Annotated in this window: 13 protein-coding genes; 2 read left to right on the top strand and 11 right to left on the bottom strand. The window is 66.8% G+C overall.

What is annotated here, in order from left to right; translation table 11 throughout:
- Positions 1 to 5: 5 nt before the first annotated feature.
- The 6 genes from hutH to U9J39_RS03860 all read right to left on the bottom strand — a co-directional run bounded on the left by hutH (position 6) and on the right by U9J39_RS03860 (position 6,384).
- Positions 6 to 1,580: a histidine ammonia-lyase gene (gene hutH, locus U9J39_RS03885; protein ID WP_326346564.1), complete on the bottom strand. Its 1,575-nt coding sequence runs from the start codon at positions 1,578 to 1,580 to the stop codon at positions 6 to 8.
- A gap of 63 nt (positions 1,581 to 1,643) precedes the next feature.
- The gene (hutC, locus tag U9J39_RS03880) at positions 1,644 to 2,405 is read right to left on the bottom strand and encodes a histidine utilization repressor (protein WP_018008004.1); all 762 of its coding nucleotides are present in this window, start codon (positions 2,403 to 2,405) and stop codon (positions 1,644 to 1,646) included.
- Between the two features lie 6 nt (positions 2,406 to 2,411).
- Positions 2,412 to 3,191, bottom strand: coding sequence for an ABC transporter ATP-binding protein (locus U9J39_RS03875; RefSeq protein ID WP_012353726.1), 780 nt, complete (start codon positions 3,189 to 3,191; stop codon positions 2,412 to 2,414).
- Complete coding sequence (locus U9J39_RS03870; protein ID WP_326346563.1) at positions 3,188 to 4,057, bottom strand: ABC transporter permease; 870 nt, start codon at positions 4,055 to 4,057, stop codon at positions 3,188 to 3,190. The genes U9J39_RS03875 and U9J39_RS03870 overlap by 4 nt, the downstream gene beginning before the upstream one ends.
- 28 nt (positions 4,058 to 4,085) lie before the next feature.
- Positions 4,086 to 5,054, bottom strand: a complete 969-nt coding sequence (locus U9J39_RS03865) for an ABC transporter substrate-binding protein (RefSeq protein ID WP_115681024.1) — start codon at positions 5,052 to 5,054, stop codon at positions 4,086 to 4,088.
- A 307-nt stretch (positions 5,055 to 5,361) separates the two neighbouring features.
- A complete protein-coding gene (locus U9J39_RS03860; RefSeq protein ID WP_116313015.1) occupies positions 5,362 to 6,384 on the bottom strand; it encodes an NAD-dependent epimerase/dehydratase family protein in 1,023 nt (340 codons plus the stop codon).
- Positions 6,385 to 6,393: 9 nt separating this feature from the next.
- Between U9J39_RS03860 and U9J39_RS03855 the strand changes: the two genes are divergently transcribed.
- Both U9J39_RS03855 and U9J39_RS03850 read left to right on the top strand, forming a co-directional pair.
- Positions 6,394 to 7,452, top strand: a complete 1,059-nt coding sequence (locus U9J39_RS03855) for a CDP-6-deoxy-delta-3,4-glucoseen reductase (protein WP_115710654.1) — start codon at positions 6,394 to 6,396, stop codon at positions 7,450 to 7,452.
- A 279-nt stretch (positions 7,453 to 7,731) separates the two neighbouring features.
- Positions 7,732 to 8,919: an acetylornithine transaminase gene (locus U9J39_RS03850; RefSeq protein WP_326346562.1), complete on the top strand. Its 1,188-nt coding sequence runs from the start codon at positions 7,732 to 7,734 to the stop codon at positions 8,917 to 8,919.
- Positions 8,920 to 9,162: 243 nt separating this feature from the next.
- Here the strand turns inward: U9J39_RS03850 and U9J39_RS03845 are convergent, their stop codons facing one another.
- The 5 genes from U9J39_RS03845 to U9J39_RS03825 form a co-directional block, all read right to left on the bottom strand.
- Positions 9,163 to 9,879, bottom strand: a complete 717-nt coding sequence (locus U9J39_RS03845; protein ID WP_115710657.1) for an ABC transporter ATP-binding protein — start codon at positions 9,877 to 9,879, stop codon at positions 9,163 to 9,165.
- A 32-nt stretch (positions 9,880 to 9,911) separates the two neighbouring features.
- The gene (locus U9J39_RS03840) at positions 9,912 to 10,688 is read right to left on the bottom strand and encodes an ABC transporter ATP-binding protein (RefSeq protein WP_062801615.1); all 777 of its coding nucleotides are present in this window, start codon (positions 10,686 to 10,688) and stop codon (positions 9,912 to 9,914) included.
- A 13-nt stretch (positions 10,689 to 10,701) separates the two neighbouring features.
- The gene (locus tag U9J39_RS03835) at positions 10,702 to 11,859 is read right to left on the bottom strand and encodes an ABC transporter permease subunit (RefSeq protein ID WP_115710659.1); all 1,158 of its coding nucleotides are present in this window, start codon (positions 11,857 to 11,859) and stop codon (positions 10,702 to 10,704) included.
- Between the two features lie 13 nt (positions 11,860 to 11,872).
- Positions 11,873 to 12,808 carry a branched-chain amino acid ABC transporter permease gene (locus U9J39_RS03830; protein WP_115681030.1) on the bottom strand — a complete coding sequence of 312 codons (936 nt, stop codon included), beginning with the start codon at positions 12,806 to 12,808 and terminating at the stop codon, positions 11,873 to 11,875.
- A gap of 212 nt (positions 12,809 to 13,020) precedes the next feature.
- The gene (locus tag U9J39_RS03825; protein WP_115710661.1) at positions 13,021 to 14,232 is read right to left on the bottom strand and encodes a branched-chain amino acid ABC transporter substrate-binding protein; all 1,212 of its coding nucleotides are present in this window, start codon (positions 14,230 to 14,232) and stop codon (positions 13,021 to 13,023) included.
- Positions 14,233 to 14,404: the final 172 nt, after the last annotated feature.

The following is a 14,404-nucleotide window of genomic DNA, read 5'->3' as shown; positions in this document are numbered from 1 at the left end:
CCGGCTCAACCCGCGTTGGTCGGCAAAATCGCCCTCACCGCAGCAGGCCATCCCGCCCCCGCATCGCCCTGCACCACCCACTGTTTCATCGCCTCGATATCCGGCGCCAGATAGCGGTCGGCCTCGACAAAATCCACCCGCGCACGGATACGTGCCAGCTCCTGTTCCACCAGCGGCGACGACTTCAGCGGGCGGTGGAACTCGATGCCCTGTGCCGCGGCCATGGCCTCGATGCCGACCACCACCGCGGTGTTGGCCGCCATCTCGCCCAGCCGGCGCGCGCCGTAGGTGGCCATCGACACATGGTCTTCCTGGTTGGCCGAGGTCGGCAGGCTGTCGACGCTGGACGGATGCGCGAGCGACTTGTTCTCCGAGGCCAGCGCGGCCGCGGTCACCTGCGCGATCATGAAGCCCGAGTTCAGGCCGCCATCGCGCACCAGGAACGGCGGCAGGCCGGACAGGCCGGTATCGAGCAGCAGCGCGAGCCGGCGCTCGGAAATCGCACCGATCTCGGCGATCGCCAGCGCAATGATGTCGGCGGCAAAGGCCACCGGCTCGGCGTGGAAGTTGCCGCCGGAGACCACGTCGCCCTGCGCGGAAAACACCAGCGGGTTGTCCGACGCGGCATTGGCCTCGATCTGCAGGATGCGCGCGGCGTGCTGCAGGTTGTCCAGGCAAGCGCCCATCACCTGCGGCTGGCAGCGGATCGAATACGGGTCCTGCACGCGGCCGCAGGCCTTGTGCGAATCGACGATCTCGCTGCCATCGAGCATGGCGCGCACGGCGCCGGCCACGGCGATCTGGCCAGCCTGGCCGCGTGCTGCATGGATGCGGGCATCGAACGGCTTGACCGAGCCCTTGATCGCCTCCAGCGACAGCGCGCCGGCGACCAGGCCTGCCGCGAACGCGTCCTCGGCGGCGAACAGGCCGGCCAGCGCCAGCGCGGTCGACACCTGGGTGCCATTGAGCAGCGCCAGGCCTTCCTTCGGGCCCAGTTCGAACGCCTTCAGGCCGGCATGGGCCAGGCCTTCGGCGGCCGGCACGCGCTTGCCGCCGACCATCACCTCGCCCACGCCGATCAGCGTGCACGACATATGCGCCAGCGGCGCCAGGTCACCCGAGGCGCCGACCGAGCCCTTGGCCGGGATGCACGGGGTCACGCCGTGGTTGACCAGCGCCAGCAAGGCCTCGATCAGTTCCGGACGCACGCCGGAATGGCCGCGCGCCAGGCTGACCGCCTTGGTCGCCAGGATCAGCCGCACCGTGTCCTCGGCCAGGTCCGGGCCGGTGCCGACGCTGTGCGACAGCACCAGATTGCGCTGCAGCTGCGCCAGCTTGTCGTTGGGGATGCGGGTCTGCGCCAGCTTGCCGAAGCCGGTGTTGATGCCGTACACCACGGCGTCGGCGTCGATGATGTCCTGCACCGTGGCCTGCGCGGCGCGCACGCCGGCCCAGGCGGAATCGGCCATGGCCAGGCGCACCTCGCCGCGGTAGACACGGCGCAGGTCGGCCAGGGTGACTTGGCCCGGCTGCAGGGTCAGCAGCGGACGGGAGGCTTGGTCATGTGGGCTGGCAGTCATTTGTATGTTCCTGTCTATACAGCTTAGGTAAAAATTTGAGGTAGCAGGCGGATTCTTGTGGAATCAGCCGAAAGCGGGGTTGCCGTCGGCGCGGAAGCGGCTGCCGAGGCGATAGCGGTTGCCCGGATGCAGGCAACGCACGAAGGTCACCGGCACGCCGTTGGTCCAGGTGCGGCGGGTCAGCATCAGGCAGGCCTGCGTAGGCGGCATTTCCAGCTGCGCGGCCTGCTCCGGCGTGGCGGCGATGGCGTCGACCACATGCTCGACCTGGTCGTAGGGCACGTGGCGCAGCAGGTATTCGCCAGGCTGGGTCGCGCTGAAATCCTGCGTGATGAAATCGGGCGCCACGCGCGGGTTCACGTAGCGGTCCTCGAGCTGCACCGGCACGCCGTCCTCGCGGTGCACGCAGACCGAGTGAAACACCGACTCACCGGTGCGCAGCTCCAGCGCCGCGGCCACCTCGATCGATGCCGAGACACGCTCCACCAGGATCACGTCGCAGGCGTAGTCGTGCCCGCGCATGCGGATCTCGTCCTGCAGGTTGACCACCGACAGCAGCGTCGACTGCGGCTTGTGCTCGGCGACGAAGGTGCCCACGCCGGCCACGCGCACTACCCTGCCCTGCTCCTGCAGTTCGCGCAGCGCCCGGTTGACGGTCATGCGCGAGACCCCGAAGCGGTTCACCAGCTCCTGCTCCGACGGCACCCGGTCACCCGGCTGCCACGCGCCGCTCTGGATCTGGCGGGCGATGTACTCCTTCACCTGCTGGTAAAGCGCGGTGGGAGAGGCAGAAGCGGATGTCGGGGTACCGGCGGCGTGGTTCATAAGGTCTTAGTGCTCGGCCGCGGCCATGGCCTCGGCGCGGATTTCCTCGGTCAGCCGCGCCTTGAGCGCGGAGAACTCCGGCGTGGTCTTGATCGTGTAATGGCGCGGATGCGGAAAATCGACCGCGATCTCGCTCTTGATCCGACCCGGCCTGGCGGAAAACACCGCCACCCGGTTGGCCATGAAGATGGCCTCGTCGATATCGTGGGTCACGAATAATACCGTCTTGCGCGACGCCTCCCAGATGCCCAGCAGCAGCTCCTGCATCAGCACGCGGGTCTGGTTGTCGAGCGCGCCGAAGGGTTCGTCGAGCAGCAGGATCTTGGGATCGTTGGCCAGCGCGCGCGCAATTGCGGTGCGCTGCTGCATGCCGCCGGACAGCTGCTTGGGGAAATGGTGCTCGAAGCCGCGCAGCCCCACGCGCTGGATGAAGAAGTCGCTGCGCTCCTTCTGCTCGGCCGCGCTCATGCCGCGCTCGCGCAGGCCGAAGCGCACGTTCTGCTCGATCGTCAGCCACGGGAACAGCGTGTATGACTGGAACACCATGCCGCGGTCCGCGCCGGGCGCGAACACCGGCTGGCCGTCGAGCAGCACGCGCCCGCTGGTCGGGGTATCCAGCCCCGCGACGATGCGCAGCAGCGTGGACTTGCCGCAGCCCGACGGGCCCAGGATGGTGACGAAGTCGTTGTCGCGCACCTCGAAATCGACCGGCTGCAGCGCCAGGGTCTGGCCGCCGCGCGGGTTGGAGAAGGTCCGCGAGACCTGCTGGATGGACAGTGCGCTCATTGGATCGAACTCCACGGGAACAGGCGCTGGTTGGCGCGCTTGAAGACAAGGTCCGAGACCAGGCCGATGCAGCCGATCACGATGATGCCGAAGATGATCTGCCCGGTATTGAGCAGCGCCTGGCTGTCGGTGATCATGTGCCCGATGCCCGACGACGAGCCGATCAGCTCCGCCACGATCACGTAGGTCCAGGCCCAGCCCAGCACCAGCCGCAGGATCTCGGCGATTTCCGGCGCCGCGCCCGGGATCAGCACGCGGCGCACGATGCCGGCGCTGTTGGCGCCCAGCGTGTAGGCCGCCTCGACCAGGTCCTTGCGCGCGCCGCCGACCGCCACCGCCACCATCAGCACGATCTGGAAGAACGAGCCGATGAAGATCACCAGCAGCTTCTGGGTCTCGCCGATGCCGGCCCACAGAATCAGCAGCGGGATGAAGGCCGACGCGGGCAGGTAGCGGCAGAACGACACGAACGGCTCGAAGAACGCCTCGGCCGCCTTGTACGCGCCCATGAAGATGCCCAGCGGCACCGCGATCACCGCCGCCAGCACGAAGCCGCCGACCACCCGCCACACCGTCATGCCGATGTCGCCGATGAAGTTGTGCTCGGTGAACAGGATCATGCCCTCCCTGGCCATCGTCAGCGGATCGGCCAGGAACGTGCGCGGCACGAAGCCGCCCAGCGTCACCACGGCCCACACGCCGAAGAACAGCACGAAGAAGGACAGGCCCAGCATCCAGCGGGTGTTGGGCGCCACCGGCACCAGCGGTGCCAGCCACGGATGGCGCCGGCGCAGCGGCGCTTCCCCGGTAGCGGGGGCCGCCACGGCGGCAGCCGGGGCGGGTGAACCAATACGGGCTTGCGTCATGACGTCACGCCTCCTGAAAGCTGCCGGGTTACTTGAGGAAACGCGCGTCGTACAGCTTGGTCACGTCCGGCACCTGGCGGATCACGCCGATGTCCAGCAGCACCGCGGCGGCTTCCTTGCTGAAGCTGGCGAGCTCGCCCTCGAAGAATTTCTTGTTGGCCTCGCGGTCCTGCCAGCGCAGGTAGGCGGACGACTTGGCGAACTGCTCGCCGGTCTGCTTGACCGCCGCGCCCATGATGTCGTTGGCCTTGGCCGGCTCCTTGCGGATCATCTCGAGCGCCTCGAAGTAGCTGTCGACCAGCGCCTGCGCGGCCTTGGGATTGTCCTTGAGCCACTTGGGGGCGCAGCCGAGCGTGTCGGTCACCATCGGATAGTCGAGCGTGGTGGCCAGGATCTTGCCCTTGTCCGGGTTCTGGCGCACCGTCGACAGATACGGCTCATAAGTCATGGCGCCATCGTTCTGGCCCGCGACGAAGGCCTGCGCCGCCGCCTGCGGCGACAGCGTGGTGGTCTTGACGTCCTTGAGCGACATGCCGTTCTTCTTGAGCATCCAGGCCAGGCCGAAGTACGGCGCGGTGCCCGGCGCATCGACGCCGATGGTCTTGCCCTTGAGGTCGGCAAAGCTCTTCACGTCGGCGCGCACGGCCAGGCCGTCGGCGCCGTAGGACTTGTCGAGCTGCACGATCTGGGTGATGGGCACGCCATTGGCATTCCAGGCCACGTGGGTTTCCACGGTGGTGGCCGCGCACTGGATCGCGCCGGAGGCCAGCGCCAGGTGGCGGTCCTTCTGCGGGATCATCTTGATCTCGACGTCGACGCCGTTCTTCTTGAAGATGCCGGCCTTGTCGGCCAGCGTCAGCGGCGCAAAACCGGTCCAGCCGCTCATGCCCAGCGTCACCGGCGTGTTCTGCGCCTGCGCCGCGCCGGCTGCCAGGGCCGCAGCCAGCACCGCCACCTGCCCTGCCACCCGACCGCGAAACCTGCTTGGATTCCTCATCTGTACGCTCCTTTGGTGTGTCCGTCGACGGCAGGCCATGCGTGTGGCCGTGCTCGTTTTCGGGCATTAAACAATGCCTGTATATACAAGTCAACGTAGGGCTTCCACCAAGCAACCAGGCGGATAATCGCCTTAAAAAGCGCATTCTGGCGCGGAACCCGCAACCAGGCGCTGCACCGTCCTGGATCCGGCCGCAAGTGCCGGCACCAGTCAGGCGCGTGGAAAGTGTTGCTGTATAGACAGGATCGAGACGACGCTGTGGGGCAGCAAGCCCCGTGCCAGCGGCACGAGGAGCCGGGTGGAGGTCTCAGGCGCCGAAGAAGTCGGCGACGGTGGGATAGCGCAGCCGCAGGCGCAGTTCGCGCTTGAGCCGGCGGTTGTCGAGCCGGCGCGACTCGCTCATGAAGCTCAGCAAGGTCTTGTCGATCACCTGGAGCGCCTCGCCGCGCGTGATGCGCGGCGGACGCGGCAAACCGCGGCGCTCGGCCACGAGGTCGAAGTAGTCGGCCATGCGCAGCTCGGTATCGTCGCTGGCGTGGACCACGCGCTGCGGGCGGCCGCGGAACAGCGCCGCCACCATGATGCGGGCGAGGTCGTCGGCATGGATGTGGCTGGTGTAGACGTCGTCCTGCGGCACCAGCGCCGGCGTGCCGCGCTTGAGGCGCGCTACCGGCAGCCGGTCCTCGGCGTAGATGCCGGGGATGCGCACCACGCTGGCGCGCCAGCCGGCGTCGCGGCCGAAGGCGCGCACCGCCTGCTCGGCGGCGACGCGGCGGCGCGCGCGGGCGGTCTGCGGCCGCACCGCATGGAATTCGGCCACGCGCGCGCCCTGGCGGTCGCCGTAGACGCCGGTAGTACTGGCGTAGACAAACGCAGCGCGGGGCCGGGTACGGTCGGGTAGAATGGCGGGCTCGCCGGGCAGCATGCCGGCAGCCGTCCTGGTGCGGCGCCCCGCAGTCCGGCGCCATGCGGTCCGGCGCAATGCGGCGAGCAGCGCACGCGTGCGCGGATCGCCATCACCCTGCCCGGGTGGCGGCGCCAGGTCCAGCACCCGCGTGGCCAGCCCGCGCAGCCGTGCCAGCGTGGCCGGCCGGTCCAGGTCCGCCACCAGCGGCACCGCGCCGGCGGCACGCAGTTCGGCGCGGCGTGCCGGCTGCGAGGTCACGGCGAAGACACGCATGCGCGACGACAGGATTCGCAGGCAGCGCGTCCCCACATCCCCGCAGCCGACGATCAGCAGGCGCGGGCGGCCCAGCCGGCGCGATGGCGCCGGCAGTTGCGGCGGTTGGGAAAGGCGCGGGGCCTGCAGCTTCGACAGAATTTGGCTCATAAACCGATTATGGCTTATCAAGTAACCGTCATGCCCAGCGGCCACAAGTTTGAAGTGGCCGCGGACGAAACCATCCTCGGCGCGGCCCTGCGCCACAGCATCGGGCTGCCCTACGGCTGCAAGAACGGCGCCTGCGGTTCGTGCAAGGGCCGCGTGCTCGAAGGCAGCATCGTGCAGGGCGACCATGCCCCGTCAGCGCTGACCGCGCAGGAAAAAACCGAGGGCCGCGCGCTGTTCTGCTGCGCCAATGCCAGCTCGGACATCACCATCGAATGCCGCGAGGTCCACGGCGCCGGCGACATCCCGATCAAGAAGGTGCCGTGCCGCGTGACCACGCTGGAGCGCCTGGCCGAGGACGTGATCGCGATCAAGCTGCAGCTGCCGGCGACCGAGCGCATGCAGTACCTGGCTGGCCAGTACGTCGAATTCCTGCTGCGCGACGGCAAGCGCCGCAGCTATTCGATCGCCACGCCGCCGCACGAGGACGGTCCGATCGAACTGCATATCCGCCATATGCCGGGCGGCGCCTTCACCGACTACGTGTTCGGCGCCAAGGAAGGCCAGCCGGCGATGAAGGAGCGCGACATCCTGCGCTTCGAGGGCCCGCTGGGCAGCTTCTTCCTGCGCGAGGAATCGGACGCGCCGATCATCCTGCTGGCTTCCGGCACCGGCTTCGCTCCCATCAAGGCCATCGTCGAGCATGCCGCCTACACCGGCATCACGCGCCCGATGACGCTGTACTGGGGCGGCCGCCGGCCCAAGGACCTGTACATGCACGCGCTGTGCGAGCAGTGGGCGCGCGACCTGCCTAACTTCAAGTACGTGCCGGTGGTTTCCGACGCGCTGCCGGAAGACAACTGGCAGGGCCGCACCGGCTTCGTCCACCAGGCGGTGATGGCAGACTTCCCCGACCTGTCGGGCCACGAGGTCTACGCCTGCGGCGCGCCGGTGATGATCAACGCCGCGCGCGGCGACTTCACGCGCCAGTGCAAGCTGCACGAAGACGCGTTCTTCGCCGACTCGTTCACCTCCGAGGCCGACCTGCACGCGGCCCCGCCGGCGGCCTGAGGGCCGCCCGCGCGCCGTTCCGCCAACGCAACAATGCCCGGGCTCGCCAAAATTGGTTTTGACACCCGGGCCCGTGCGCCTTATATTTGCCCGCATGCACACGACCTTCAACCGACGCCGCAGCTTCCGTACGTCGCTCCCCGCTGGGGTGCCGCGCGGCTGACCGTCGACTGCGTCTGTTCATGTCAACGAGCCACGGGCAACCCCCGTGGCTTTTTGTTTTCCCGCGTCTTACCTGCTTGTCCGTCCATCGTTTAAAGCCGACCCCTGGAGTCCGCCATGGCATTTGCTGATTTTCCCGTCCAATCCCTGATGTACATCACCAACCGGCCCGAGCTCGTGTTCACCGAGGGCAAGGGCTCCTGGCTGACGGACCACAACGGCAAGCGATACCTGGACTTCGTGCAAGGCTGGGCGGTCAACTGCCTGGGCCATTCCAACCAGGGCATGATCGACGCGCTGGTCGAACAGTCGAAGAAGATCATCAACCCGAGCCCGGCCTTCTACAACGAGCCGATGCTGCGCCTGGCCAGGCAGCTGACCGATAACAGCTGCTTCGACAAGGTCTTCTTCGCCAACAGCGGCGCCGAAGCCAACGAAGGCGCGATCAAGCTGGCGCGCAAATGGGGCCGCAAGCACAAGGATGGCGCCTACGAGATCATCACCATGGACCACAGCTTCCATGGCCGCACGCTCGCCACCATGAGCGCGTCGGGCAAGGCCGGCTGGGACACCATCTTCGCGCCGCAGGTGCCGGGCTTCCCCAAGGCCGAGCTGAACGACCTGGCCTCGGTCGAGAAGCTGATCACCGACAAGACCGTCGGCATCATGCTGGAACCGGTGCAGGGCGAAGGCGGCGTGATCCCCGCCACGCGCGAGTTCATGCAGGGCCTGCGCGCACTGGCCGACAAGCACAAGCTGCTGTTCATCGTCGATGAAGTGCAGTCCGGCTGCGGCCGCTGCGGCACGCTGTTCGCGTACGAGCTGTCGGGCGTCGAGCCGGACATCATGACGCTGGGCAAGGGCATCGGCGGCGGCGTGCCGCTGTCGGCGCTGCTGTGCAAGGCCGAGGTCGCCAGCTTCGAGGCCGGCGACCAGGGCGGCACCTACAACGGCAACCCGCTGATGACCGCGGTCGGCAGCGCCGTGATCGAGCAGCTGACCGCCCCGGGTTTCCTGGACGACGTCAAGGCCAAGGGCGAATACCTGAAGGAGCAGCTGCTGGCGCTGTCGGCCGAGTTCGGCCTGGGCGGCGAACGTGGCGAAGGCCTGCTGCGCGCGCTGCTGCTGGGCAAGGACATCGGCCCGCAACTGGTCGAAGAAGCGCGCGACATGGCCCCGCAAGGCCTGCTGCTGAACGCGCCGCGCGCCAACCTGCTGCGCTTCATGCCGGCGCTGAACGTCACGCGCGAAGAGATCGACCAGATGATCGGCATGCTGCGCACGCTGCTGAAGAAGCTGGCCTGATCCTCCAGGTAGCTGCAGACAAAAAAAGCCTCGCATTACGCGAGGCTTTTTGCTTTGCAGCCGGGACGGCGCCGCAGAGGAGTGAGGGAGAGGGCCAGCACCGCAGAACCCGCGCACACCGGCCGAGCCGGCCCGCGCGGGGCCCCGCGGCAAGTGGAAAGGCCTTGCGCCTGCGGGCGCCCGCCCTCTCCCTCACCCCTCTTGCGGCAGCGGGGTGTCGGAGCCGGGGCGGCGGCGCGCCGCTTACTCGCCCAGGTAGGCGGCCCGCACCTTGGGATCGTCCAGCATCTGGCTGGCATCACCGCTCATGGTGATCAGGCCGGATTCCATCACGTAGCCGCGGTGCGCGGCCTGCAGCGCCAGGCGCGCGTTCTGCTCGACCAGCAGCACGGTCACGCCCTGCGCCGAGATGTCGCGCACCACCTCGAAGATCTTCTCCACCATGATCGGCGACAGGCCCATCGACGGCTCGTCCAGCAGCAGCACCTTGGGCTGGCTCATCAGCGCGCGCGCCATCGCCAGCATCTGCTGTTCGCCGCCCGACATGGTGCCCGCCAGCTGGTTGGCGCGCTCCTTCAGGCGCGGGAAGATGCCGAACATGCGCTCGACGTCGGCCTTGATGCCGGCTTCGTCGTTGCGCGTGTAGGCGCCCATCTGCAGGTTCTCGGTGATGGTCATGCGCGCGAACACGCCGCGGCCTTCCGGCACCATCGCCAGGCCTTGCTTGAGCAGCGCGTAGCTGGGCACGCCCTTGATCGACTTGCCCATATATTCCACGTCGCCGCCGACCCAGCCCTGCAGGCCGGTGATGGCCTTCATGGTGGTGGTCTTGCCGGCGCCGTTGGCGCCGATCAGCGTGACCAGCTCGCCGTCGCGGATTTCCAGGTCGATGCCCTTGACGGCCTGGATGCCGCCGTAGGCAACCTTCAGGCCGGAGATCTTCAGTACTGTCTGTTTCATTGCAGGCTGATTCATTACGTCCGCTCCCGCCATCAGTGCGCCGAGGTGCCGAGGTAGGCCTCGATCACCGCGGGGTTGTTCTGCACCTCGTGCGGCAGGCCCTGGGCAATCACCTTGCCGTAGTCCAGCACCGTCAGGCGGTTGCACAGGCCCATCACCAGCTTCACGTCGTGCTCGATCAGCAGGATGGTCTTGCCATCGTTCTTGATCTTGTCGAGCAGGCCGCGCAGCTCCACCTTCTCGGTCGCGTTCATGCCGGCGGCGGGCTCGTCCAGCGCCAGCAGCTTGGGCTCGGTCGCCAGCGCGCGCGCGATCTCCAGCCGGCGCTGGTGGCCGTACGAGAGGTTGCGCGCGGTGAAGTTGGCGTACTTGCCGATGCCGACGTAGTCGAGCAGGTCATGCGCCATGTCTTCGATGCCCTCTTCTTCGCGCCGCACCGAGGGCGGGCGGAAGATCGCGCCGAACACGCCGGCCTTGGAGCGCACGTGGCGGCCGACCATCACGTTCTCGAGCGCGGTCATGTCGCCGAACAGGCGGATGTTCTGGAACGTGCGCGCAATGCCGGCCTTGGCCACCTCATGCACGGCGGTCGGCTGGTAGGGCTTGCCGCCCAGCACGAATTCGCCCGAATCCGGCGTGTAGAGGCCGGTGATCACGTTGAAGAACGTGGTCTTGCCGGCGCCGTTGGGGCCGATCAGCCCGTAGATCTCGCCCGGCTTGATCTGCAGGCCCACGTCGGACAGGGCCTGCAGGCCGCCGAAACGCTTGTTGACCCCCTGCACCGACAGGAGGAAATCGTTGTTGCTCATGTCTTCCTCCGGTTTACAGACGGCCGATATTGCCCGCGCGGCGCACCACCGGGCGGTCTTCCTTGCGCGGCGACGGCCAGATGCCGGCCGGGCGGTACAGCATCACGCCGACCAGGGCCAGGCCGAACAGCAGCTGGCGCAGCACCTCGGCATCGACGATCACGTGGCCGAACAGGCCGGTCTGGATCGGCTCGGCGACCACGCGCAGCAGTTCCTGGAAGCCCACCAGCAGCACGCCGCCCAGGATCACGCCCGGGATATGGCCCATGCCGCCCAGCACCACGATCGCCAGCACGTAGATCGATTCCCACAGCGTGAACGATTCCGGCGAGACGAAGCCCTGGAACGCGCCGAACACCGCGCCCGAGGCGCCGCCGAACGACGCGCCCATGGCGAACGCCAGCAGCTTGATGTTGCGGGTGTTGATGCCCATCGCCTTGGCGGCGATCTCGTCTTCGCGGATGGCAACCCAGGCGCGGCCGATGCGCGAGGTCTGCAGGCGCAGGCACACGAACACGATCACGATGACCAGGAACACCAGCAGGTAGTAGTACATGAACACCGGCGAGAACTTGAGCCCGAAGATCTCGTGCGACTTCGAGAAGTCGAAGCCGAAGATATGCACGGGGTCGACCGCGGTGATGCCCTTGGGACCGTTGGTGATGTTCACCGGGCGGTCCAGGTTGTTCATGAAGATACGGATGATCTCGCCGAAGCCCAGCGTGACGATGGCCAGGTAGTCGCCGCGCAGCTTGAGTGTCGGCGCGCCCAGCAGCACGCCGAAGGTAGCGGCCACCAGAATCGCCAGTGGCAGCACGAACCACATCGACAGATGGATGCCGGTCGGGAACAGCTGCTGGATCCACTCGAACTGGTTCGCCAGGTGCGGCGAGCCGAGCAGCGCCATCATGTAGGCGCCCACCGCGTAGAACGCGATATAGCCCAGGTCAAGCAGCCCGGCAAAGCCGACCACGATGTTCAGGCCCAGCGCCAGCATGATGTACAGCAGCGCAAAGTCCAGCACGCGGACCCAGTAGTTGCCGCCCAGGGTCTGGACGATGAACGGTGCGCACAGCGCCACCACCAGGAAGCCAATCAGTGCGGCCAGGGTCTTGGCCGGCACCTTGGTCGGCGCCGCGACAGCGGCCGTGGATGGAATCGGGGTATTCATGGATTCGCTCTCCTCAGGCGCGATCCGCCACGCGTTCGCCCATGATGCCGGACGGACGGAAGACGAGCACGGTGATCAGTACGATGAAGGCAAAGACGTCCTGGTAGTTCGAGCCGAACACGCCATTGGTCAGGTCGCCGATATAGCCGGCGCCGAGCGCCTCGATCAGGCCCAGCAGCATGCCGCCGACCATGGCGCCCGCGAGGTTGCCGATGCCGCCCAGCACCGCGGCGGTAAACGCCTTCAGGCCGGGAATGAAGCCCATGTAGAAGTGGGCGTTGCCGTAGTTGGTGGCCATCATCACGCCGGCCAGCGCGGCCAGCGTGGCACCGATCATGAAGGTGGCGGAAATGACGAAATTGGGGTTCACGCCCATCAGGCCGGCCACCTTCTGGTTCTCGGCGGTGGCGCGCATGGCGCGGCCGAGCTTGGTGCGGTTGACCAGGGCCAGCAGGCCGGACATCACCATCACGGCCATGCCGATGATGACCATCTCCTTGCCGGTGATGGTGGCGCCGGTGGCGCCGATGTCGATGGGTTCCGAGGGCAGCAGTTGCGGGAAGGTCAGCGGGTTGCGCGACCAGATCAGCATGCCCGCCGTCTGCAGGATGATGGAAACCCCGATCGCGGTGATCAGCGGGGCCAGCCGTGGCGCATTGCGCAAGGGCCGGTAGGCGACCCGCTCGATCGAATAGGACAGGATCGCGCAGACCGGCATGGCGACCAGCGTGGCGATCACCAGCGTCAGCCATTCAGGCAGGCCGGGGGCGAACTTCTGCAATCCGAGGATGGCTGACAGGGCGGTCAGCGCGCCGATCATCAGCACGTCGCCGTGGGCGAAGTTGATGATGCCGAGAATGCCGTAGACCATGGTGTAGCCCAGTGCGATCAGCGCATAAATGCTGCCAAGCACCAGACCGTTCACGATCTGCTGGATAAAGATATCCATGAAAACTCCTGCTTCAGTCCCTGACCTTACGGCATGGTGTGGATGCCGGGGGGACCCTGGTGTGTGATGGGTAACGTTGCGGTGGTTGCTTTGCTGGTGAGCGGCCTGCCCTGCTCCATCCATGGTAAGGATGCTTCTACATTAGGCGAGGCTAAAAAGAACGGCACCGCAAAATACTCACGGTGCCGTTCGGTTGGGCCGGTAAGCCCAGATTACATCTTCACGACGTCGAGGACGGACTTCTTCTTGTCCTTGTACTCGTACAGCGTGATGGTGCCTTCCTTCATGTCGCCCTTCTCGTCAAAGGCGATGTTGCCGATCACGCCCTTGTAGTTGGTCTTGGGCATTTCGGCCAGGATGGCGGCCGGTTCGGTCGAGTTGGCGCGCTTCATGGCATCGACGACAACCATCACGGCGTCATACGTGAACGGCGCGTAGATCTGCACCGGTGCGTTGAAGCGGGCCTGGTAGCGCTTGTCGAAATCCGCGCCCTTCTCCATGCGCGACAGGGCCAGGCCGGCCTCGGAGCAGATGATGTTGGTCACGGCCTCGCCGGCCAGTTCGGCCACCTTGTCGGTACAGACACCGTCGCCGCCGACGATCTTGGCGGGGATGCCCAGTTCACGGGCCTGCTTGGCGAACGGGCCGCCGGTGGCGTCCATGCCGCCGTACATGATCACGTCCGGCTTCTTGCCCTTGATCTTGGTCAGGATGGCCTTGAAGTCGGTGGCCTTGTCGTTGGTAGCTTCACGCGCCACCACGTTCACGCCGGCCGCCTTGGCGGTCTTCTCGAACTCGTCGGCCAGGCCCTTGCCGTAGGCGGTGGCATCGTCGACGATCGCCACGCTCTTGGCATTCAGGGTCTTGGCGGCATAGTTGGCCAGCGCCGGGCCCTGCTGGGCATCGGTGGCGACCACGCGGTAGGTGGTCTTGAAGCCCTGCTTGGTGTAGTCCGGGTTGGTCGACGACGGCGAGATCTGCACGATGCCGGCGTCGCTGTAGATCTTGGACGCAGGGATCGACACGCCCGAGTTCAGGTGGCCGACCACGGCCGCCACCTTGGCGTCGACGAGCTTTTGCGCCACGGCGGTGCCGGTCTTGGGATCGCCGGCATCGTCTTCACCGACCAGTTCCAGCTTGACCTTCTTGCCACCGACTTCCAGGCCGGACTTGTTGACTTCTTCCACGGCCAGGCGGGCGCCGTTTTCGTTGTCCTTGCCAAGGTGCGCGATGCCGCCGGTCAGCGGGGCCGCGTGGCCGATCTTGACGACGACCTCGCCACCACCGGCCGCAGGCGCTGCGGGAGCCGCGGCTGCCGGCGCCGAAGAGGCCGGATCCGCCGGCTTGTCTTCCTTCTTGCCGCAAGCTGCGACCAGCGCCACTGCGGCCGCGATCGGCAGAATCTTGGCAAACGTGATTTGCATGAGTGATCTCCTAGGATTCACAAAAACAGGGATTTGCAACGCCTCCCGGACGTTTCCCTGGACCGCCGTTGTTTAGTTTCAATTTGAAACGCGCGCATTGTATCCCCTTTCTTAGTCGATGCAATACGCGACGCAACATCCTTGACCATTTACCGCGCATTTGAGCTAGGGA

This window comes from Cupriavidus sp. SS-3 (assembly GCF_035818815.1).
Classification (GTDB): Bacteria; Pseudomonadota; Gammaproteobacteria; order Burkholderiales; family Burkholderiaceae; genus Cupriavidus; species Cupriavidus taiwanensis_C.
The sequence above is the reverse complement of the archived record's forward strand: the minus strand, read 5'-3'. Positions and strand labels throughout refer to the sequence as shown.